This window comes from Coriobacteriia bacterium, assembly GCA_013336165.1.
Classification (GTDB): Bacteria; Actinomycetota; Coriobacteriia; order Anaerosomatales; family JAAXUF01; genus JAAXUF01.
Map to the genome: position 1 here is coordinate 1 of JAAXUF010000012.1, position 21,596 is coordinate 21,596.

Consider the following 21,596-nt stretch of genomic DNA (forward strand, 5'->3'; position numbering starts at 1 on the left):
CGGAGGAGCGAACGGGCCGTTCAACCCGGCAACCGTCATTTCGGACTCGGCATTCTTGGCCTCAGGGTCATTGAGCGCTTCCGGTATTCAGACGTTCCTCAACGCGCAGTCCGGAACGCTCAAGTCGTACTCGGCACCGGACCACAATGGCGTCACCAAGACCGCCGCGCAGATCATCGCCGACGCGGCCCAGGCATGGGGAGTTAGCCCGAAGGTCATTCTGGTGACGCTGCAGAAAGAGCAGTCGCTCCTCGCCGCAACATCGCCGAGTCAGTATGCGTACGACTGGGCGATGGGATGCGGCAAGACCGACAGTACCACCTACCCGCAGTATCAGGGCTTCGGCAACCAGGTCTGGTTTGGCGCCAAGACGCTCTCCGTCAACCGCGCATACTGGCAGCAGGGTGTGTCTATCAACGTGGACGGAGTCCCGGTCGCCCCGACCAACGCCTCTACGTTCTCGCTCTACCTCTACACTCCGCACTTCGCCGGAGTGACCTCCTTCTCGGGGCTCTATCGGCTGTACTTCGGAGATCCCACCCAATAGTTGAAAGATGCGGATATGCGCGAAATCAAGAGGGACGCCCTCACGTGCGGGCGTCCCTAGGGTATCGGCTCAATCAACCTGCGCTCTACATGGCCTCGTCGAACGAGTCGAGGAACTGGCTGTTGTAGAGATCGTAGTAGAACCCGTGCTTGCCGAGCAACTCCTCGTGCGTTCCCTGCTCGATGATCTTGCCCTCGTTCATCACGAGAATCGTGTCGGCGTCGCGGATCGTCGAGAGCCTGTGGGCGATGACGAAGCTCGTGCGGTTCTTCATGAGCTCGGACATCGCCTTCTGGATGAGCACCTCGGTTCGGGTGTCCACGGAACTCGTGGCCTCGTCGAGAATCAGTATCTCCGGGTCGGCCAAGAACGCCCGCGCGATGGTGAGCAGTTGGCGCTCGCCCTGCGAGATGTTCGAGGCGTCATCGTCGAGAACCGTGTCGTAGCCGTCGGGTAGTGTTCGCACGAAGTGGTCGACGTAGGCCGCCTGTGAAGCGGCGAGGATCTGCTCTGGGGTGGCGCCTTCCGCCCCGTAGGCGACGTTGTCTCGGATCGTGCCGGAAAACAGCCACGCATCCTGCAGCACCATGCCAAAGGTCTTGCGCAGGTCGTCGCGCGTCATCTGGCAGATGTCGACGCCGTCGATGAGTATGCGGCCGTGGTCAACCTCATAGAAACGCATGAGGAGGTTCACGAGCGTGGTCTTGCCGGCGCCCGTAGGTCCGACGATTGCGACGGTCTGACCAGGTTTGGCCTCGACGCTGAGATCGGTGATGAGCGGCTTCTCGGGCTCGTAGCGGAACGATACGTCCTCCAGCACCACATGACCTTCAACGCGCGTCAGGACAGCCGGATGCGCATGGTCCGGGCTCTCCTCGGCTTCGTCAAGGAGTTCGAAGACGCGCTCTGCTGAAGCGACCGCCGATTGCAGCACGTTGGCGATGCTCGCCGTCTGCGTGATCGGCTGGGTGAACTGCCGAGAGTACTGAATGAACGCCTGTACATCGCCGAGAGACAGCGTGCCCTGCGCAACGCGCAATCCGCCGATGACCGCGATAGCGACGTAGTTCAGGTTGGTGATGAAGGTGATGGAGGGCATGATCGTGCCGGAGATGAACTGCGCCTTGAAGCTGGCTTCGTAGAGCCCGTCGTTCTCCTCTTCGAACTTCTCGATCGCTTCTTCCTGATGCCCGAACACCTTCACGATGCTGTGGCCCGTGTGCATCTCTTCGACATGGCCGTTGAGTGTGCCGGTACGCTCCCATTGGGCGGCGAACTGCTTCTGCGAGCGTTTGGCGATGAACATCGTCACAACCACGGCGGCCGGGAGGGTGAGAAGCGAGATCAGCGCGAGCTGCCAGCTGATCGAGAACATCATTGCCAAGACGCCGATAATGGTCAGCAAGGCGGTGATCAGCTGCGTCAGGCTCTGCTGCAGCGAGTTCGCGATGTTGTCGATGTCGTTGGTGACTCGGCTTAAGATGTCGCCGCGCGAATGGGTGTCGAAGTACTTCAACGGGAGACGCGCGAGTTTGTCGTCAACGCTGCGCCGCAGTTGGTATACCGTCCTTTGTGAGACGCCCGCGGTTATGTACTGCTGCAGCCAGCTGAAGAGCGAACTGAGCACATAGATGCCGAGGAGCAGGAGCAGGATCTGGCCGATCTTGTTGAAGTCCACACCCACTCCCGGCGTGAAGTTCATGCTCGAAAGCATCTGCACCAGCTGGGTCTGTCCGGCGGCATTCAAGGCATCGATTGCCTGTGCCTTGGTGGCACCCGGCATCATCGCCCCTACCTGCTTGCCGATAACGCCTTCAAACAGCATGTTCGTCGCTTGGCCGAGTATCTTCGGTCCGGCAATACTCAACGCGACGCTGAAGATTGCCAGAACGACGACCAGGATGATCTTGGGTTGCTCAGGCTTGAGGTGCCCTGCCAGCCTCTTGAGTGACCCGGCGAAATCTTGGCTCTTCTCGGTGGACGCCATCATCATGCCACCATGACCGCCGCCAAAACCTCCGCCACCGGGCGGGCGGCGTCGGGGCGTAGGTGCTGCCTCGCGTGGCTCGCTCATGCTACTTCCTCCTCGCTGAGCTGTGAGTACACGATCTCGCGGTACGTTTCACAGCACTCCATGAGTTCCTTGTGCGTGCCCATGCCCGCGATGCAGCCCTTGTCCAGAACAACGATGCGATCCGCGGTCATGATGGTGCTGACGCGCTGGGCGACGATGATCACCGTCGCGTCGTGTGTCTCGTGCTTGAGCGCGGCCCGCAGCATGGAGTCGGTGCGGAAGTCGAGCGCCGAGAAGCTGTCGTCAAACACGTAGATCTCGGGCTTCTTGACGAGCGCCCTAGCGATGGCCAGACGCTGCCTCTGTCCGCCAGATACGTTCGTGCCGCCTTGGGTGATCGGCGCTTCGAGTTCGCCCTCGGTCTCTGTGACGAACGTCTTGGCCTGAGCGACTTCAAGGGCATGCCAGACTTCCTCGTCTGTTGCGTCGGGCTGGCCGTAGCGGATATTGCTGCCGATGGTGCCGCTGAACAGGAACGCTTTCTGGGGGATGAAGCCGATCTTGCCCCACAGTCGATCCCGGTTCATGTCGCGCACGTCTACGCCGTCAACGCGGATTGTGCCGCCTGTGACGTCGTAGAAGCGGGGGATCAGGTTGACGAGCGTCGTCTTGCCGCTGCCTGTGCTGCCCACGATCGCGAGGGTCTCACCCGGGGACGCCGAGAACGATATGCCTCGCAACACCAGGTCCTCGGCGCCGGGGTAGCCAAACCTCACGTCGTCGAATTCGAGGTAGCCGCGGGATCCGGTTTCCTCGGCGGGGGTGATGGGATCGATCACGGATGGTTCGGTCAGGAGCACTTCTTGGACGCGGTCGGCTGAGGCGGCTGCGCGTGGGATCATCACGAACATGATGGTCGCCATCATGACCGACATGAGAATCTGCATGACATAGGACAGGAATGCGGTGAGGTTGCCGATTGGCATCGCGCCGCTGTCGATCCGCAGGCCGCCGAACCACATGATGGCGACCGTGGAGACATTGAAAATGAGCATCAACGTTGGCATCATCACGGCCATGATGCGGTTAACCTTGAGTGAGGTGTCCGTGAGATCGAGGTTCGCCACATCAAAGCGACGCGCCTCGTAGTCGGTGCGGACAAACGCCCGGATGACGCGGATTCCGGCGAGCTTCTCGCGCATGACCTTGTTGACCTCATCGATCTTCTTCTGCATCGAGCGGAACAGCGGAAGCGCCTTGACTAGCATGGTGCCGACCACGATCGCCAGCAGCGGAACCACCACCACGATGATCGTCGAGAGCGGCACGTCCTCACGCAAGGCCATGATCACGCCACCAACCGCCATCATCGGTGCTGCGATCAGCATGTTGAGCATGAGCACGATCACCATCTGGATCTGCTGGATGTCGTTGGTGTTGCGTGTGATCAGCGTGGCAGTCCCAAACAGATTGACTTCCTTCTGGGAGAAACTCTCCACCTTGCGGAACAGCGCGCTTCGCATATCGCGCCCGAACGCCATCGCTGTTCTCGAGCCGAAATACACGGCTACCACGGTGCCGACGGCCTGGATGAGCGTTACGAGCAGCATCAGTCCGCCGCGGCGCAGGATGTAGTCCGTATCACCGGCCATGACGCCATTATTGATGATGTCGGCGTTGAGCCGCGGTAGATACAGGTTCGCGACCGACTGCCCCAACTGGAGAACCCCCACGAGAATCAGAGCCTTCCAATAGGGCTTAAGGTACCTAATCAGGAGTTTGAGCATATGCTTCTTCATCCCTCTCCGGGCCGCTTCGCGCGGTCCCTTGCTTGACGAACCATCCCCCAAAAGAGCTATTCGTCCTCGGCCAAGATCCGATAGATACTCTTTCGTGTCTCGCCGAGAACCTCGACCATCTTGCGGACCTGCTCGGGTGAGCCGGCGTGCAGCACCTGAGACGTGGCGACCATCAGTCCCGTGATAGCTTCGCGGGAGGGAGAGAGGCGCTCGATCTCCGAGGCGAACTCATCCCACGGCGCTTCGCCGCTTTGCTCGGCGACTTTCGCGCGGCCCTCATCGGTCAGGGAGAACACACGCTTGCCGCCGGCCTGTTCGCTGGTGAGCAGACCCTGATCTTCGAGCAGCTGCAATGTGGGGTAGACCGAGCCGGGGCTCGGTTTCCAAACGCCGCCACTTCTCTCGGCGAGTTCTTGGAGGATCTGGTAGCCATGCATGGGCTTCTCGGCAATGAGGCCGAGGATGGCGGTCTGAACGTCGCCACGTCTCGCGCGTGGGTTGCCTCCCAATGGTCCAAGGTTGGCACCCCACGGCGGAGGGAAGGGAGGGTGGAATCTCGGCTGTGGCTTGCCCGAGTGTTCGCAGTCAAACATAGAGGCCTCGGATCATGTCGGAAGTATAACGCGATATATCGTAATACCATCGGGAGTGATCTGCAAGGGTGCAGTGCCGGGAGAGTTAGCGGGCATCCCAATCCGCGAGGTCCGGAACATCTGTCGCGCCCGGCCCAAGAACGGTTCTACCTAGACGGCTCGAGGCCAACAGGCGCCCGCCGGTTCTCGGCATGGCGAACAACGGGCTTCGACGCCATGTTTCGCCGAGGGAGCGAAGCCATGCGCCCTTCACTCTTTCTGCTTTGGCGCCGATTTGAGCATCCGCCTCAGGAACTCTCACGGCGAGCAGCCGGTACACGGTGCCCATCTGCATGCCCAGCAGCACCCAGAAGAAGATGACCGCGGGAGGGTTCTGAAACGTGTTGTTCGTGAGCGCGGCGAACGCGAAGCCAACGATGGCGATCGTGTAGCCCGCGACCTCGTTTCGCACGTGACGGTCCGCTGAGGCGATCCTGCCGTAGGCCAGCCCCATGCGGCACACACGCCAGATCAGCCACGCATAGAGCAGGCCGCCGAGAACCCCGGTCTCGGCGGCGAGCAGCAGGTACGAGTTGTGCGGCGTGATCGCATCGAGGCCGATGCCCAGTGACGGGATAGCCAGCAGCACCAGCTTGGTGACTTCGTCGTAGCGTCCCAGCCCCACTCCGGTGATGGGGTGTGTCTGAATCATGTGGACCGCAAGGTTCCAAAGGCCCAGGCGCGTATCTGTCGAGTCGTTGACGGTCAGCCCTGTCACGAGGCGCTGCAACGCTCCGGGAACCGCAAGCAGCAGTACGCCGCCGCTCACAGCGAAGCCGATCAGCGTTCTGAAGCTGATCATCGAGAGGCCGATCACTGCGCCCACTGCGAGCCCGAGCCAGCTTCCGCGCGTATAGGTGAAGAACAGCGTCACAGTGCCGCATGCAAGCAGCGCACCCGCAAGGTATCTGAGTGCGCCGCGCTCCTTCATGGCCAGCACGAGCGCTACTGCGATGTAGAACATCAGATACTCGGAGTAGGGGTTTGGGTTGTGGAACAGGGAGTAGACGCGAACCTTGGCCTCGGCATCGACGGCGAACTGCATCGAGGCTGCCGTCGGCACAAGCAGCTGCCAGGCCGCCACGCCCATTGTGACGACGCCGGCGGCCATGAACGCCCAGGAGAGCAGCCGGCGGTTCTCGGCACGCACGCACGCGGCGGCCACGACCAGCGCCACGACGATGTACATCGCGTAGCGGACCCAAGTCAGCGCGGAGGAAGCGATCGACGACGAGAAGAGCACCGTGAGCGCCGAGAAGCCGATGAAGGCCAGTGCAGGGATCTCGATGGGGTTTGACGGGAGGCGGCTTGCACCCAGACGTCGCAGGAAAGGAATCGCTGCGACGATTGCGACCGCCATCGCCAGGATCACCGGCTCGACCGGAACGGAACCGATCTTGACGCGGAGGTCTGCGATGAGAGGAGCGACCGCGACCAGCAGCACGAGCGCGGCCATGAGGGCCCACTCGGCTTTCGAGCGAACGACGCGCTCTCGGCTCATCGGCGCTCTCCCCACGGCTCGAGGTCTGCCGCGCCCTCGGCCCCGCGGCCGAGCAGGACCCGCGCTACCTTCGCTCTGAAAGCCGGCCACGCCCCGGTTGCGCCTTGCGTCTCGCCGCCGTCAGCCTGCGCGGCGTTGGCGCACATCAAGCCGAGAAGCAGCCAGTAGAACACGGCGGCCCGCGGGTTCTGGAAGGAGTTGTCGGTGAGGGCGTTGGCTGTGTAGCCGATGACCCCCACACTCAGCGCCGCATTGATCAGCCATGCCGCCGAGCCCCGGACCAGCTTCTTTGCGTAGGTGAAGCAGCTGCGGACCGTGCAGACCACGAACCAGACAAATGCGGCGATACCGAAGATGCCCGTCTCGGCGGCGAGGGTCAAGAAGGAGTTGTGCGCGTTCATCGGGGTCACGCCGGCGGGGAGCATCGACGGCGTTGCCTTGATCTGCGCCATGAGCGCGGTCACATAGCCGCCCAGCCCAACGCCGGTCCACGGGTGGAGCCGGAACATCTCAACCGCCAGGTTCCACAGCGGGAGACGTACCGATGCGCCGCCTTCGGAGGCGAAGATCGACGTCAGACGCTGCATAGCGCCGGGCACGATCGACAGAAGCCCGCCGCCGGCCAGGACGAATGCGCCGGCGAGACGCCAGTCGATCATGAGCGCGGCGACGAGAACGCCCAGACCAAGAGCGAGCCAGCTGCCCCGAGTGTACGTGAGCACGAGCGCACAGGACTGGGCCAGCAGGATCGCCACGGCGCTCCAGCGCCGCCAGTCCTTCTCGGCAAGCGCGAGCGACAGGGTCAGAGCGAACGCAAGCACGAGGTACTCGGAGTAGGAGTTCGGGTTGCCGAACGACCCCGTTACGCGGGCTCCGACTTCGGCGGAGAATGCGAACGACTTCGCCAGCGCGTCGGGGCGCGCGAACTGATACGCCGCCTGCGCGACGGTCGCGAGGCTGGTGAGCGCGACGGTCCACGTGAGAAGCCGGCGGTTCTCGGGCCTCATGGCCACTGCCGATGCGACCACCAGCAGCAGGATGTAAGTGGCGTAGCGGGTCCACGTGAGCGCCGAACTCAGCACGCCTTCCGAGAACACGACGCTGATCAGTGTGATGCCGAGGAAGACGAGCGCAGGCAACTCAAGCGGGGAGAAGGGGATTCGGTTGGCTCCAAGGCGACGCAGAAACGGGATCGACAACGCAAGCACCAGAGGCGCCGACAACGTTACGGCATCGAGCGGGATGGGCCCCAGCATCACTCGGCCGGGAACGAGGGGCACCAGCACGCACAGGGCCGCAAAGGCGCCGAGAGCCAAAAGCTCTGCCTTCGATCGGCGTACGACGGCGCCCTGGGTCATCGTGTGCGTCTGCCTTTCGAATCCAAGTGAACGTTCGTGTCGGCCACGCTCGAACTGGCCGCTGAAAGCATGCCGAGCAAGTATACCGTGTAGTGCGCCGGCGGCGGCAGACGCACGACCCATGGTGCCGTCCCGTAATACTGCGGTCGCGCAACGTGCGAGTTTCTCCGGGACGGTGGCGAGCCGGGGCGCTTCCCTTTAGACTGGTCGAGATCCCGGCAGATTCCGGCGACGCCGTCGTGGCGTGTCGGCACGCATCACACGAGGGGCAAGGCTTATGGCACTGGTCGTAGCGAAGTTCGGCGGGACCTCCGTCGGCAGTACCGATCGAATCCGCGCGGTGGCGCGCCGCCTGATCGCGCGCAGACTTGCGGGTAACGACGTGGTCGCGGTCGTCTCGGCGATGGGGCATGTGACCGACGAACTCGTGACACTCGCGCGCGAGATATCAACGGATCCGCCCGATCGCGAGATGGACATGCTGCTCTCCACCGGCGAGCAGGTCTCGTGCTCGCTTCTTGCGATGGCGATCATCGCCGAGGGGCACGACGCGGTGTCGTTCACCGGTGCGCAGGTGGGCATCATGACCGACCTCGTGCACACGAAAGCCAAGATCACCGAGGTGCGCGCCGACCGCGTCAAGGCCGCGCTCGCCGAGGGCAAGATCGTGATCGTCGCCGGCTTCCAGGGTACGACGCCGGATGGCACCATCACCACGCTAGGCCGTGGCGGCTCGGACACGACCGCGGTCGCCGTGGCGGCAGGCATCGGCGCCGACGTCTGCGAGATCTACACCGATGTCGACGGCGTCTATACCGCCGATCCGCGGGTGGTTCCCGACGCCCGCAAGATAGACGCGCTGTCGTATGAGGAGATGCTGGAGATGGCCGCCAGCGGCGCCGGCGTCCTCCAGATGCGCAGCGTCGAGTTCGCGAGAAACCACGGCGTGGTCATCCACTGCCGTTCAAGCTTCAACGACAACCCCGGCACCATCGTCAAGGAGGCCGACGAAACCATGGAACAGGCGATCATCTCAGGAGTCACCCACGACATCTCGGAAGCGAAAATCACCCTCCGAGACGTGCCCGACACCCCCGGTGTTGCCGCGAAGGTCTTCACGCGCATGGCGGCGGAGAACATCAACGTCGACATGATCATCCAAAACGTCTCGGAGGCGGGTACGACCGACATCTCCTTCACCGTGCCCAAGGACGACCTGATCCGCACCAAGCGCGCCGTCGGCGAGGTTGTCGCGGAGCTCGGCGCACGCGACTACTCGGTCGACGAGTCGATCGCAAAGGTGTCCCTAGTCGGCGCGGGCATGAAGACGCATCCCGGCGTCGCGGCCTCGATGTTCTCGGCGCTTGCCGAGGCGGGTGTGAATCTGTACATGATCTCAACGTCGCCGATCCGCATCAGCTGCGTGATCTCGGCGAATGAAGTCGGAGAGGCCGTGCGCGCGCTGCACAAGGCGTTCGGGTTGGGCGAAGATGAAGTCAGCGTCGAGGCCGCCCCCGGCTGCGGGTGTGGGTCCGGCTCCTGCTGCGGAGGTGCGAAGTAAATGGCGTGGGCCAAGATCCTTCCCGAGAACCCCGTCGTCGCCGTCGCCGGCGCTACCGGCGCTGTGGGCCGTGAGATGCTGCTGACGCTTGAGGGCCGCAACTTCCCCGCATCGCGCGTGATCGCGCTTGCTTCCGCGCGCTCGGCCGGCAGGATGATCCCGTACGCAGGTGGTGAGCTCGTCGTCGAGGAGATGACGTCGGAGTCGTTTGCAGGCGTCGATATCGCGCTGTTCTCGGCGGGGGCGGGCGTGAGCAAGGCGATGCGGCAGGCGGTTGTGGACGCCGGCTGCATCATGATCGACAACTCCTCGGCGTTTCGCATGGAGGCTGACGTGCCGCTGGTGGTCCCGGAGGTCAATCCGGAAGACCTTGCGTGGCACTCCGGCGTGATCGCGAATCCGAACTGCTCGACCATCCAGATGGTGGTGGCCCTGAAGCCGCTGCACGATATCTCGCCGATCAAGCGCGTCGTCGTGTCGACCTACCAGGCTGCCTCCGGCGCGGGCCAGGCGGCGATGGACGAGCTGTACTCACAGACCGGCGACTTCCTCGAGGGTCGCGAGTTGGTTGTTGACCAGTTTGCGCACAGGATCGCTTTCAACTGCATCCCGCACATCGATGTGTTCCTCGAGGACGGCTCGACCAAAGAGGAATGGAAGATGGTCGTCGAGACCAAGAAGATCATGCACGCGCCGAGCATCGAAGTCGCTGCCACATGCGTGCGCGTGCCGGTACTGCGCTGCCACTCCGAGTCGGTCAACGTTGAGTTCGACGGTCCGGTCACGCTTGAAGCCGCCCGCGCGGCGCTTGAGAGCGCTTCCGGGATCACGGTGCTCGACGATCCTGCGACCAAGACCTACCCGATGCCCGCGTTGCTCGAGCGCACCGACGACACCTACGTCGGTCGCCTCCGCGTCGACCCGACGGTGTCCCACGGTCTCTCGATGTGGGTCGTCGCCGACCAGATCCGCAAGGGTGCTGCGCTGAACGCCGTCCAGATCGCCGAGGCTTTGCTCGGCCACTAAAGGGATTTATACGTGACCAGAACTCGCAGCATCGCACAGGCGGGGATGATTGCCGCCGTGTATGGTGCCCTGACTTTGCTCACCGTCCAGTTTCTCGGCTTCCTGGGATGGGGGCCGATACAGCTGCGCCTGAGCGAGGCGGTCACGGTGGTGGCGTGCCTCACGCCGGCCGCTATTCCGGGCCTGGCGCTTGGGTCGGTGGCCGCCAACTTGTTCACGTTTGCGTCGAGCGGGAATCCGCTCGCCTTGCTCGACGTGGTGTTCGGGTCGCTCGGCACACTTCTGGGGGCGATGTGGACGTGGAGATTCCGCGACCGCCCACGTCTCGCCCTGCTGGGGCCGGTGCTCGCCAACGCTCTGATCGTTCCGGCGTACCTGCCGTTGCTGGTCAAGGGACTCGGACTCTACAAGATTCCCCTGTTGGAGTTAAACTTCGAAGGCAAGTGGTTGGCGATGTACCTGTTTGGCGTGGTGACAATCGCCATTGGCGAGGCCATCGTCGTCTACGGTCTCGGCCTGCCGCTACTGACGGGGCTGAGGCGTCTCGGGCTTGGGGAAGTGCTCAGAGGGCCCGCTTGGAGGCACTGAGATGAAGAGGGGGGTTGCGTGTCGCTAGTAGAACCTAGTACCGATGGTGGCTTCGATGCACCAAGCACGCAGCCAGAGCCGCTGATCCGCCATTCGCTCTCCGAATGCCCCCATTGCTGGGGATGCGTCCGGTGGTGTCCCGCACACGCGATCCACGTTGTGGGCGGCGTCGCCGAGATAGACGAGTTGCTGTGCGTGAAATGCGGCATGTGCGTCACCGGTTGCAGTTCCGGCAACTACATTGTGCGCGACGATGTGCCGCAGGTATGCGACCTACTTGCGAGCGGGGTGCCGGTTGTGGCGATGCTTGCCTCCGAGTACATCGCGGCGCTCTATCCGCGCACTCCCGAGTCGGTGGAGCTGGAGCTTCTCGATCTGGGCTTCTCGGCGATCGAGACTACCGTCCTTGGCGAAGAGCTGGTGGCGGCAGCGTACGAGAGGGCCATGACGCAGCGCGCAGAGTCCGACGTGCAGCTGCGGTCGACGTGCGCGGTAGCGGTCTCCTGGGTGCAGCAGTTTCACCCAGGGCTGGTAGGCGCGCTCGTGCCGATCGTGTCTCCGTACGTCGCGCACGCCCGGCTCGTCAAGGCGCTCTATCCGCAAGGAACAGCCGTCGTCTATGTCGCGCCGTGCTGGGCCCGAAAGGACGAGGCTCGCAGGAATGAGTTTGCGGATGCAATCGACGCGGCCATCGGCTTCGATGAGCTCCTTCGGATGCTGGACGGTGTTTCGCTGCCCGAGCGTGAACCTGAAACGTCGTCGATCTGGCGGCCGCAGTCTCCCAAGGAGATATCGCTTACCGACGGCTTCCCTCGGCAGGCGTTCGCTGCGAGCGGCACGTACGGCTCCGGCGACCTCGTGGTAGTGCGCGGCCTCAAAGACATTGATGACCTGTTGGCCGAGATCGAGCGCGGCGATGTGGCTCCCGGCATGGTGGACATGCTTTGCTGTGACGGCTGCATCGATGGTCCTGCGACCAACCCGGCATTGTCGGTTCATGCGAAGCGCAGCATCGTCGTCGCAGAGCGCGAAAGCCAGCCGCGATCCGTCGTGGACAGCCGTGAGCTTCTGGGAGCGTTGCCGGAGGTCGAGTTGGCGCGCGTGTTCTCGGCATGTCCGGCATCATCGAGCCGCACGCTCTCGCCGGAGCAGATCGACGACACGCTCGCGGCGATTGGGTTCGCAGACATCGACTGTGGTGCGTGCGGCTACGACACATGCGTCGAGCACGCCGCCGCAGTCTGTCTCGGCGTCTCCAGTTGGGAGTTGTGCTTTCCTGCGCAACGCAAGTTGATGGACAAGGATCGCGCGGAACTCACGCAAAACGCCCTGTCCGATCCTTTGACCGGCTTGGGTAACCGTCGGCTCTTCGACGAGCGCCTCGCCGAGGAGGTCGCGCGTGCCGAGCGATACGGAAGCCCGCTCTCGCTGATCATGGGCGACCTCGATGGTTTCAAGGGCATCAACGACGGCTATGGACATCTGGCTGGTGATGCGGTGCTCGATCAGTTTGGCGTGCTGCTGCGGGCCGAACTGCGCGTAAGCGATATCGCTTCGCGCTATGGCGGCGACGAGTTCGCGATCCTCCTGCCCGATACCACGAAGACCGACGCTTGGGCCGTGGCCGAGAAGCTGCGCGCGGCGCTCAGTGGGCAGCAGATCGACGTAGGGGATGAGCGGCGGGTGCGCGTCACGAGTTCCTTCGGCGTGGCGGCGCTCGGCGAAGTGCACGCAACGGCACGCGACCTCATCGCCGCAGCCGACACCGCGCTCTACCGCGCGAAGCACGGCGGCCGCAACCGCGTGGAGATCGCGCTGGGCTGACACACCGCTAGGTGGGAATACTCCCCCAGGCAGGGATTCTCGGCGCTCATTTTCGGAGGGGCCGGCCATGCATGACGCTTTGCTCGGCACGACGGAAGGCGATCGCGTCCGTTGCGGCTTGTGCCCGCATGCGTGTCTCATCGCCGAGGGCGCGCGCGGCGTGTGCGGAGCGCGCGGGGTTGTGGGTGGCACGCTGCGGGCGCTCACCTATGGGCTCATGAGTTCGATTGCGCTTGACCCCGTGGAGAAGAAACCGGTCTTCCACTACCGCCCGGGGACGCATGTGATGTCGTTTGGCTCGGTGGGGTGCACCATGCGGTGCGGCCACTGCCAGAACTGGCAGATCTCGCGTCCCAAGGGAGATGACGGCACGGTGGCGCTGCGTCACGTGGAGCCCGCCGAGGCTGTGCGCATGGCTCTCGACGCCGGGGCCGAGGGCGTGGCGTTCACCTACAACGAGCCGGTGATCTGGCTCGAGTGGGTGCTGGATGCGGCGCGGCTTGCTCACCGGCACGGCCTTTTCACCATCATGGTCACCAACGGCTACGTCACCTCGGCAGGGCTCGATCTCTTCGCCGAGGTTATCGACGTGTGGCGCGTGGACATCAAGGGGTTCTCGGAAGAGGTCTTCAAACGCATCTGCCACATTCCACATGCCCAGGCGGTGCGCGAGCAGGCGGTGCGCGCGAAGCATACGCACGGAATGCACGTCGAGTGCGTGACAAACATCATCCCAACCATCAACGACACTGACGCTGAACTGGCCGCGATCGCCGAGTGGATCGCAACCGAGCTCGGCGTTGACACCCCATGGCACGTGACCCGCTTCGTGCCGTACCTCGAGTTCGCCGATCTGCCGATGACGCCTATCGCCACGCTCCGGCGCGCCCGCGAAATCGGTGCCGAGAAGGGGTTGCGCTACGTCTATCTGGGCAATGTGGACGAGCCGGGAGGCGAGGACACCGTGTGTCCCACGTGTGGCGTGGTAGCCGTGCAACGTCGCGGATACCGGACGAGCATCGGGGCGGTCGATGACAGCGGCGCGTGCTCGACGTGCGGCACGGATCTCGCTTTGAAGATCGGCAAGTGCACATAGAATCCGCACAGACTCCGTTACACAATGCTTCGCTCCTGAGCGCTATTATGTACGGGGTCTGAACGCTTGGTGTTGTGCATGGCCCGCCGACAAGGGAGATCCTGCAACCGTGGAACCACTCATCATCATCCCGACGTTCTGGACACGGCCCAAGTCAAAGCGTGGGCGCTCCCATACGGCTGCGCTGGACGATCTCACCTCAGTATACGATCACCCCACCCCGATCGATGCCGAGAGCACGCTGGGCGACTGTCTGCGCTCCCTCGAGCAGGTCGAGGGGCTCGGCAGGGTTCTGATCATCGCAGCAGCAACCGACGAAACCATCGAGCATCGCGCCGAGGACCGTGTTCGTGAGATCGTCGACGACTTCCCTGACATCAACGCGTTCGTCTTCGGCCCCGCCGAGCTGGGCAGCCTGCACAGGCGCCTTGAGCAGCTTGAGTTCGCCGACATGATCGACGGCGTCAGACTGCGCGGATACGGCGCGGTGCGCAACGTCGGGCTCATGGCCGCCGCGGTACTGGGCTATGAGGCTGTGGTGTTCTTGGACGACGATGAAGTCGTGACTTCGCCGGACTTTCTGAAGAAGGCAATGTACGGTCTGGGCGCGCGCTTCGACGATGGGCGGGCGCTGTTGGCGAAGTCGGGATTCTATACGGACACCAACGGCCGTTGGCAGCAGGTCGGCGAGACGCATTGGTCGGACATGTTCTGGCGTCAGCGCGACGCGTTCAACGAGACGATGGCTGTCATGATGCGGTCTCCGCGCATCCAACACGCGACGCTTGCCTTCGGCGGTTGCCTTGCACTGCACAGGGACATGTTTGTGAGCGTGTCGTTCGATCCTTGGGTCTTGCGCGGCGAGGACGCCGACTACGTCATCAATGCCCGGATGCACGGCGGCGGGGTGTATCTGGACAACGAATGGTCTGTCGTGCACATGCCGCCCGAACCTGTCTCCGAGTCCGTAAGGTTCTCCCAAGACGTCTACCGGTTCATCTATGAACAGCGCAAGATCGAGTTCGCGAAGTCCCAGGTCGACCTGCGTCAAGTCACTGCTCGCTCCCTGTCGCCTTATCCTGGTGACTTCATCCATTCTTCCATCGGTCGGCGAGCCACACTGACGGCGTTCTTGCGGGTGCTCCGCGGCGGCCGCGACTACTTCAACGCAGGCTTGCGCGTGGCACCCAACGCGGGCAAGTATGCGCAGGAGAATTGCCAGAACTACTTTGAGTTCCAGCGTCGCTGGCCGATTCTGATGGCGGGTCTGTGGGACGACATCGCTCTGAAGTCGCTCTTCAGTGGTGAGCGCCGAGTAGACCGCACTGCGATCACGGGGAGATTCCCCGTCGTGCCGACTTAGGCGACGTATGCGCCAAACCGCCATCACCCTCGGGATCGGATTCGTATCGGGGGTGCTCTCGGGCGCGTTTGGCATCGGGGGCGGCATAGTCACCACACCGGCGATTCGTCTGATCTTGGGCGCGCCGGCGCTGATTGCTGTGGGCACTCCGCTCCCTGTCATCCTTCCAAGCGCGCTGACGGGTGCCTACAACTACTACCGCCGAGGAATCATCGACGTTCGCACGGCAGTCGCGTGCGGACTGGCTGGTTCGCTGGTGGCGGTGGCTAGCGCCTATGCCACTCGTTTTGTCGGGGGCGAGGTCGTCCTTATCGCGACGGCGATGCTCATCCTCTATGTCGCTGCCGATGTGATCGTCTCTCTTGTGCGTCCACCTCGCCTCGGGCTTGAGGGTGGCGAGGAGGCCGAGGCATTCGCAGCCGTGAGTTCGCCGCCGGAGGGAGCGCCGCAGGCGCCCCAATCCCGTCCGGCGTGGGGCTCGCTGCTGGCCGTCGGTGCGTTGACGGGCTTCTACTCCGGCTTCCTCGGCCTTGGCGGTGGTTTCGTGCTGGTGCCGCTGCTCACCCGGTGGCTCCATTTCGACATCAAGCGTGCGATAGGGACTTCGCTGCTTGCGATCTCGATTCTCGCGATTCCCGGCACGATCACTCACGCGCTGCTGGGTCACATCGATTGGGCGATCGCGCTTTCGCTTGCGCTCGGTGTGGTTCCCGGGGCGTGGCTGGGCGCGCGGATCACCTTGGGCGCGAGCGATCGCAGCGTCAAGATCGCTTTTGCCGCCCTACTGGTGCTGGTCGGCGTGTGGCTGGGCGCGAGCGAGCTCGCCGGGTTCCTGCGATGAGCGCGAATCCCCGGGCTGCGACCGCCGAGGAGTGCGCGCGCCTCTGGCCGGTCGTGGACGCGGCCCAGCTGATGGGCTCCATCGGCGAGCTGCACGCGTATCAGGCCGAGGCTCCCTGGCGGGTGCGAGTGACTTCGCGCGGAGAGGCGGCCATTCTCGGCAGGTGGCGGGAGCACAGTAACGTCCTCGCGATCCGCTCCGCGTGGTGCTCCGATCGCCATGTGCCGGCCTTTGTCGCCGACGCCCGTGAGGTCGCGCGTTCGCGCGGCTTCGACCGCGCGCTATCGCCGCTGTTGCCGGAGCCGTTTCTGGACGGGTACGTGCGGGCCGGGATGCAGGTCGCCAACCGTCTCGTCGCGATCCAAGGCTCACCGCGTGTGATCTGCCCTGCTGGTCTCCCCTCGGGAGTCCGGCTGCGTCACGGAACCTTCTCGGATCTCGCGGCTCTGGCGCAGATCGACGCAGACTGCTTCGACGAGTTCTGGCGCTACTCCGAGGACGACCTTGTCGTGTTGACCCGCCGCGAGCGTCTTATGGTCGCCGAGACCGCCGAAGGCGAACTCATCGGCTATACTCTGGCCACTGCCATGCGGGGTTCGGTATCGCTCGGCAGGCTGTGCACGGCGCCAAGCGCCAGACGCCGCGGACTCGGCCGGGCACTCCTTGCCGAAACCGCCGCGTGGGCCGCGCATCTCGGCGCGGCGACGCTCACGCTGTGTACGCAGGAAGAAAACGTGGCATCGCGGTCGCTCTATGTCGGCGCAGGGCTCGGCGAGCTCGACGAGCGCTATGCACTGGCAGTCTGTGACGCGTGACTCAAAGAGGAGAGCAGTTGAACGACAACCGCAGCTCGCTTGTCGACATCCTTGTGGTCGCCGCCATCGTTGTGTTCTCGGCTATCACGTACGTGGGAATCGTCACGGTGGACGTCGCGCGGTGGGTTCCCATCCTGGGGCTTACGGGCATCGTCGTCTCGGCTGTGGTGCTGGTCGTCTCGAGATTCGCCTCGCGCCCCGATCACGTTCGGGCACTGCAGTCGCACAAGATGATGCGGGTTGCCAACGAAGCGCTGTCGTACATGCGCCGCGGGCTGACTCCGGAAAGCGCACAGGCCGTGTGCGGAATCGTGCTCGCCGAGACAAGCGCCGCCGCCGTGGCCATCACCAACATGGCGGACGTGCTCGGGTTCGCGGGGATCGGGGAGGATCACCATTCGGTTGGCGGGCCGATCATCACCCGCGGCACGCGCGAGTCGCTCGAGACCGGTGAGATCCGCATCCTCGCGACCAAGGAGGAGATCGGCTGTCCGAGAGAGGACTGTCATCTCAACGCGGCGATCGTGGTTCCGCTCATGATGCGCGGTATGCCGGTCGGCACCCTCAAGTTCTACTACACGACGCCCAGCCTGCTCAACGAGACGCAGATCGCCATGGCCGAGGGTCTCGCGGATACGCTTTCGACCCAGCTTGAGCTTTCTGAACTTGAGCGTCAGACAGAGCTTGCGACCCGCATGGAGCTCAAAGCGCTGCAGGCGCAAATCAACCCGCACTTCCTCTTCAACACGATCAACACGATCGCGTCTCTGATTCGCACGGACCCAACTCGAGCCAGGGTGCTGCTGAGGGAGTTCGCGGCCTTCTACCGGCGGACTCTTGAGTCTGGCGAAGAACTGATTCCGCTGGAGACCGAGCTGGAGCAGACGCTTCGCTACCTCACCTTCGAGCAGGCGCGTTTTGGCGAGCGGATCGAAGTCGAGCAGGCGATTGCGCCCGAGCACCGCCAGCTTCTCGTCCCGGCCTTCATTGTGCAGCCCGTCGTTGAGAACTCGGTCGCGCATGGGATGCGGCCGACTGGAGTGCTCACCATCCGCATGTCATCACGTGCGTGTGAGGACGGCAGCGTGTATATCGATATCGCCGACAATGGCGTGGGGATCTCGGCGGCTAGTCTGCCCCATGTGCTTGAGTCCGGGTACGGGCGGGGACTCGGGATTGCGCTCAAGAATGTTGACGATAGACTTAAGGGGCACTTCGGTCCCGGCTCCGGAGTCACGATCGAAAGCACTGAGGGTGCAGGCGCCACTGTTTCACTCGTGCTCGCTCATGTCGGCGATGGAGGCAGCAATGCTTAAAGCACTGGTCATAGACGACGAGGCCCCGGCCCGCTCCGAGCTTCGTTTCCTCCTGAGCGAAGCAGGCGGAGTGGAGGTTGTGGGCGAGGCAGGCAACGCGGTCGAGGCGCTCCAGCTCATCAAGGCGATCCCCTACGACGTACTCTTCCTCGATATCCAGATGCCCGGTTTGACTGGCGTGCAACTGGCGGCCGCGCTTTCAGGACTCTCAAAACCGCCCGCGGTGGTGTTTGTCACCGCCCATAGTGAGCACGCCGTGAAGGCATTCGAGGTCAACGCGACCGACTACCTCATGAAACCGGTCGAGCTCAGCCGCCTGAAGCAGGCGATCGCACGTCTAGCTCCGGCACTCGAACCCGCGTCAGCCAAGGTCGAGCGGATTCCTGTGGAGAAAGCGGGCAGGAAGCTGCTGATCAGCGTCGACGAGATCCTCTACGTCATGGCGAAGGACGACTACAGCTACCTTCACACGACGAGCGACAGGTTCCTTTCGACGTTGTCGCTGGCACAGCTCGAGGCCAAGCTCGACTCGGCGGGATTCTTCCGGATCCATCGCCGCTATCTTGTGAATCTCGCCCGCGTCAAAGAGGTTGCCCCGCTCTACGGGGGTACGCTCGTGCTTACACTGGCCGATGAAGCGCGCACGCAGATTCCGGTGTCGCGCCGCCGAGTGCCCTCGCTGAAGAAAGCGCTGGGACTTTAGGGCCGAGTTCTACGGCCGACTAGAAATGCCCGCTTACGACCGAGGTGACCCATGACCGCTGAACGACCGGCACCGTTGCTGCAAATAGAGAACCTGCACGTGTGGGTGGGGGAGCGTGAGATCCTGCGTGGTGTGGATCTCGTCATCCGCGAGGGCGAGACGCACGTGCTGCTCGGCCCCAATGGTGGCGGCAAGAGCACGCTGCTCAACACCATCGTCGGCCTGCCGGGCTATCGGATCAGCGAAGGCCGCATCCTCTTCAAGGGCGTCGACCTCGCGGAGCTGGAGATCGACGAACGCGCGCGCCTCGGCATCGGGATCGCGTTTCAGCGGCCGCCCGCCGTGCGTGGCGTGAAGCTGCGCCAGTTGATCGAGGTTGCCTCGCACGGCAAGATCACGGATGCAGACGTCGCCGAACTCGATCAGGACCTGAACCTTGGCCATATGCTCGGCCGAGACGTGAACATGGGGTTCTCGGGAGGCGAGGCGAAACGCTCCGAAATGGCGCAGATCCTCGCACAGTCGCCCGACCTCGCGCTGTTCGACGAGCCGGAGAGCGGCGTCGACCTCGACAACATCGCCGTCGTGGGCGGGGCGATCAATCGGTTGCTCAAGAGCGGCCGCGTCGCCGAGAAGAAGCGCTCTGGCCTCATCATCACGCACACGGGGCACATCCTGCAGTTCGTGAACCCCGATGTGGGGCACATCCTGTTCGATGGCCGGCTTGCCTGCCACGGCAACCCATTCGACCTGATTGAAGAGATCGAACAGAACGGCTACGAGAAGTGTGCGGGGTGTGCGGCATGCATGCAGACGAGCTGATGACAGGCGCCGAAGGGCGTCTCGAAGAGATACGCGCGGCAGCCACGGCTGCGATCGACAAACCCGCCGCCCTTGGGCCGGACATCGACATAACCCGCTTCACGACCGTTTCCGAGCAGGACAAGGTTGATTCGCTCGCGTCGCTCGACAAGCAGATCCGAGAGACCGTGATCATGAGCGGCTTCGTCACCGATGAAAGTGAGCGCTCGGCTTCGTACTTCCAGCGCGACCGCACGGCGATCTACGAGCGCGTCGAGAAAGCGTTCGACGACGCCATCGAGATCATGGGCACCGAGGAGGCCCTGCAGCTCTACGGCCCCGAGCTGCTCGAGAAGTACTGGTGGCGCGCGGTCGACCCGGGCAAGGACAAGTACACGGCGCTCGTCGCGCTGCACCAGACGGAGGGCTACTTCATCCGGGTCAAGGCCGGCCGCAAGGTCGAGAAGCCGATTCAGGCGTGCCTGCTCGTCAGCGAGAGCAACGTCAGCCAGAACGTTCACAACGTGATCATCCTCGAGGATGGCGCCGAGGCCAACGTCATCACGGGCTGCAACATCACGCATAACGTGAAGGAGGGCCTGCACGCTGGCATCTCCGAGTTCTACGTGGGCAAGGGCGCCAAGCTCACCTTCACGATGGTGCACAACTGGGCCGAGGACTTCACCGTCCGCCCGCGCACCGGCGTGATCGTGGAAGACGATGGCGTCTACATCAACAACTACGTACTCCTGAAGCCTGTGAAGTCGATCCAAGCGTTCCCCGTTGCGAAGTTGGTGGGGGAGCGTTCGACCGCGATCTTCAACTCGATCGTCTATGGGCTGAAGGACTCGATCATCGACCTCGGCAGCGAGGCGCAGCTCATCGGCGAGGGGTCCCGCAGCGAGGCTGTGGCGCGCACCGTGTCGATGGATCGCTCGACCGTGTACTCACGCGGTCGACTCATCGGCCGGACCAACGACTGCAAGGCTCACTTGGACTGCCGAGGCATCGTCCAGTCGCCTGAGTCCACGCAGTGGGCGATCCCGGACCTCGCAAGCGTTGGCGCCCCCGGAGCCGAACTCTCGCACGAAGCCGCCATCTCGCCCATCGCCGCCGAGGAGATCTACTATCTGATGACGCGTGGTGTGCCCAAAGACGAGGCGGTCTCGATGATCACACGCGGGTTCGTCAACATCGACATCCCCGGGCTGCCCGACGTCCTGCGCAAGCAGATCGACAAGGCGCTGGGGGAGACTTCGAAGGAAGCGATGTAGCGATCGCACGCGCTTGCTCGCGATGGAGGTGATGGCCAGTGATACGCGCGGGGTTGATCTCGGACACGCACGGCTACCTCGACCCGCGAGTGCTGCAGGTGTTTCGCGCCGAGAACGTGGCCGCTATCATCCACGCCGGTGACATCGGGCGCGCCGACGTGCTCTGGGAGCTCTCGACCATCGCGCCGGTCACGGCGGTTCTCGGCAACTGCGACCGCGCAATCCCCGGCTGGCTGCTTGAGGGCGTTGCGCGCATGCGGCTTGCGGGAGTGAGGGTGCTGGCGATCCACAACCTTGCGGATCTCGGCTCGGCGCCCGTCGATGTCGATGTGGTGGTGTACGGACACTCGCACATCCCGGTGGTGGGTCGCCGCGACCATGTGCTTGCGGTGAACCCGGGATCGGCAACACAGCGCCGAAGGATGCCGAGCACCAGTGTGGGGATCCTCGAGGTGGGGGACGACGGGCAGGTCAGTGCACGGATCGTGGAGTTGGGAATGCCATGATGGACGACGAGAGAGGCTGGCAGCAACATAC

General features: G+C 63.7%; 19 protein-coding genes. 14 read left to right on the forward strand and 5 right to left on the reverse strand.

What is annotated here, in order from left to right:
* Positions 1-547, forward strand: a 547-nt coding sequence (locus tag HGA39_08020) for a hypothetical protein (GenBank protein ID NTW29288.1), incomplete at its 5' end; no start/stop codon positions are given.
* An 85-nt stretch (positions 548-632) separates the two neighbouring features.
* Here HGA39_08020 and HGA39_08025 read toward each other — a convergent pair.
* From HGA39_08025 to HGA39_08045, 5 genes are all read right to left on the reverse strand, one after another.
* Positions 633-2,621 (reverse strand): ABC transporter ATP-binding protein, encoded by a 1,989-nt coding sequence (locus HGA39_08025; GenBank protein NTW29289.1) that lies wholly within the window; start codon positions 2,619-2,621, stop codon positions 633-635.
* Positions 2,618-4,348 carry an ABC transporter ATP-binding protein gene (locus HGA39_08030; protein NTW29290.1) on the reverse strand — a complete coding sequence of 577 codons (1,731 nt, stop codon included), beginning with the start codon at positions 4,346-4,348 and terminating at the stop codon, positions 2,618-2,620. The genes HGA39_08025 and HGA39_08030 overlap by 4 nt, the downstream gene beginning before the upstream one ends.
* A gap of 68 nt (positions 4,349-4,416) precedes the next feature.
* Positions 4,417-4,953 carry a PadR family transcriptional regulator gene (locus tag HGA39_08035; protein NTW29291.1) on the reverse strand — a complete coding sequence of 179 codons (537 nt, stop codon included), beginning with the start codon at positions 4,951-4,953 and terminating at the stop codon, positions 4,417-4,419.
* Between the two features lie 85 nt (positions 4,954-5,038).
* Entirely contained in the window at positions 5,039-6,493 is a 1,455-nt protein-coding gene (locus tag HGA39_08040; GenBank protein NTW29292.1) for a hypothetical protein, read from the reverse strand.
* Positions 6,490-7,851 carry a hypothetical protein gene (locus tag HGA39_08045; protein ID NTW29293.1) on the reverse strand — a complete coding sequence of 454 codons (1,362 nt, stop codon included), beginning with the start codon at positions 7,849-7,851 and terminating at the stop codon, positions 6,490-6,492. Before HGA39_08045 ends, HGA39_08040 begins: the two co-directional genes overlap by 4 nt.
* 277 nt (positions 7,852-8,128) lie before the next feature.
* On the opposite strand from HGA39_08045, the gene HGA39_08050 reads away from it, so the two are divergent.
* From HGA39_08050 to HGA39_08110, 13 genes are all read left to right on the forward strand, one after another.
* On the forward strand, positions 8,129-9,412 hold the full coding sequence (locus HGA39_08050; protein ID NTW29294.1) for an aspartate kinase: 1,284 nt from the start codon (positions 8,129-8,131) through the stop codon (positions 9,410-9,412).
* Complete coding sequence (locus HGA39_08055; protein ID NTW29295.1) at positions 9,413-10,438, forward strand: aspartate-semialdehyde dehydrogenase; 1,026 nt, start codon at positions 9,413-9,415, stop codon at positions 10,436-10,438.
* A 45-nt stretch (positions 10,439-10,483) separates the two neighbouring features.
* Positions 10,484-11,026 (forward strand): QueT transporter family protein, encoded by a 543-nt coding sequence (locus tag HGA39_08060; protein NTW29296.1) that lies wholly within the window; start codon positions 10,484-10,486, stop codon positions 11,024-11,026.
* Between the two features lie 18 nt (positions 11,027-11,044).
* Complete coding sequence (locus HGA39_08065; GenBank protein ID NTW29297.1) at positions 11,045-12,850, forward strand: diguanylate cyclase; 1,806 nt, start codon at positions 11,045-11,047, stop codon at positions 12,848-12,850.
* Positions 12,851-12,917: 67 nt separating this feature from the next.
* Positions 12,918-13,946, forward strand: a complete 1,029-nt coding sequence (gene amrS, locus HGA39_08070; protein NTW29298.1) for an AmmeMemoRadiSam system radical SAM enzyme — start codon at positions 12,918-12,920, stop codon at positions 13,944-13,946.
* Positions 13,947-14,055: 109 nt separating this feature from the next.
* A complete protein-coding gene (locus tag HGA39_08075) occupies positions 14,056-15,309 on the forward strand; it encodes a glycosyltransferase (protein ID NTW29299.1) in 1,254 nt (417 codons plus the stop codon).
* A 7-nt stretch (positions 15,310-15,316) separates the two neighbouring features.
* A complete protein-coding gene (locus HGA39_08080; protein ID NTW29300.1) occupies positions 15,317-16,150 on the forward strand; it encodes a sulfite exporter TauE/SafE family protein in 834 nt (277 codons plus the stop codon).
* Positions 16,147-16,965, forward strand: a complete 819-nt coding sequence (locus HGA39_08085) for a GNAT family N-acetyltransferase (protein NTW29301.1) — start codon at positions 16,147-16,149, stop codon at positions 16,963-16,965. Before HGA39_08080 ends, HGA39_08085 begins: the two co-directional genes overlap by 4 nt.
* A gap of 17 nt (positions 16,966-16,982) precedes the next feature.
* Entirely contained in the window at positions 16,983-18,281 is a 1,299-nt protein-coding gene (locus tag HGA39_08090) for a histidine kinase (protein NTW29302.1), read from the forward strand.
* The gene (locus HGA39_08095; protein ID NTW29303.1) at positions 18,274-18,984 is read left to right on the forward strand and encodes a response regulator; all 711 of its coding nucleotides are present in this window, start codon (positions 18,274-18,276) and stop codon (positions 18,982-18,984) included. The genes HGA39_08090 and HGA39_08095 overlap by 8 nt, the downstream gene beginning before the upstream one ends.
* Positions 18,985-19,059: 75 nt before the next feature.
* The gene (locus tag HGA39_08100; GenBank protein NTW29304.1) at positions 19,060-19,806 is read left to right on the forward strand and encodes an ABC transporter ATP-binding protein; all 747 of its coding nucleotides are present in this window, start codon (positions 19,060-19,062) and stop codon (positions 19,804-19,806) included.
* Positions 19,806-21,059: a SufD family Fe-S cluster assembly protein gene (locus HGA39_08105; protein NTW29305.1), complete on the forward strand. Its 1,254-nt coding sequence runs from the start codon at positions 19,806-19,808 to the stop codon at positions 21,057-21,059. Before HGA39_08100 ends, HGA39_08105 begins: the two co-directional genes overlap by 1 nt.
* A 41-nt stretch (positions 21,060-21,100) precedes the next feature.
* Complete coding sequence (locus HGA39_08110; protein ID NTW29306.1) at positions 21,101-21,565, forward strand: metallophosphoesterase family protein; 465 nt, start codon at positions 21,101-21,103, stop codon at positions 21,563-21,565.
* Positions 21,566-21,596: the final 31 nt, after the last annotated feature.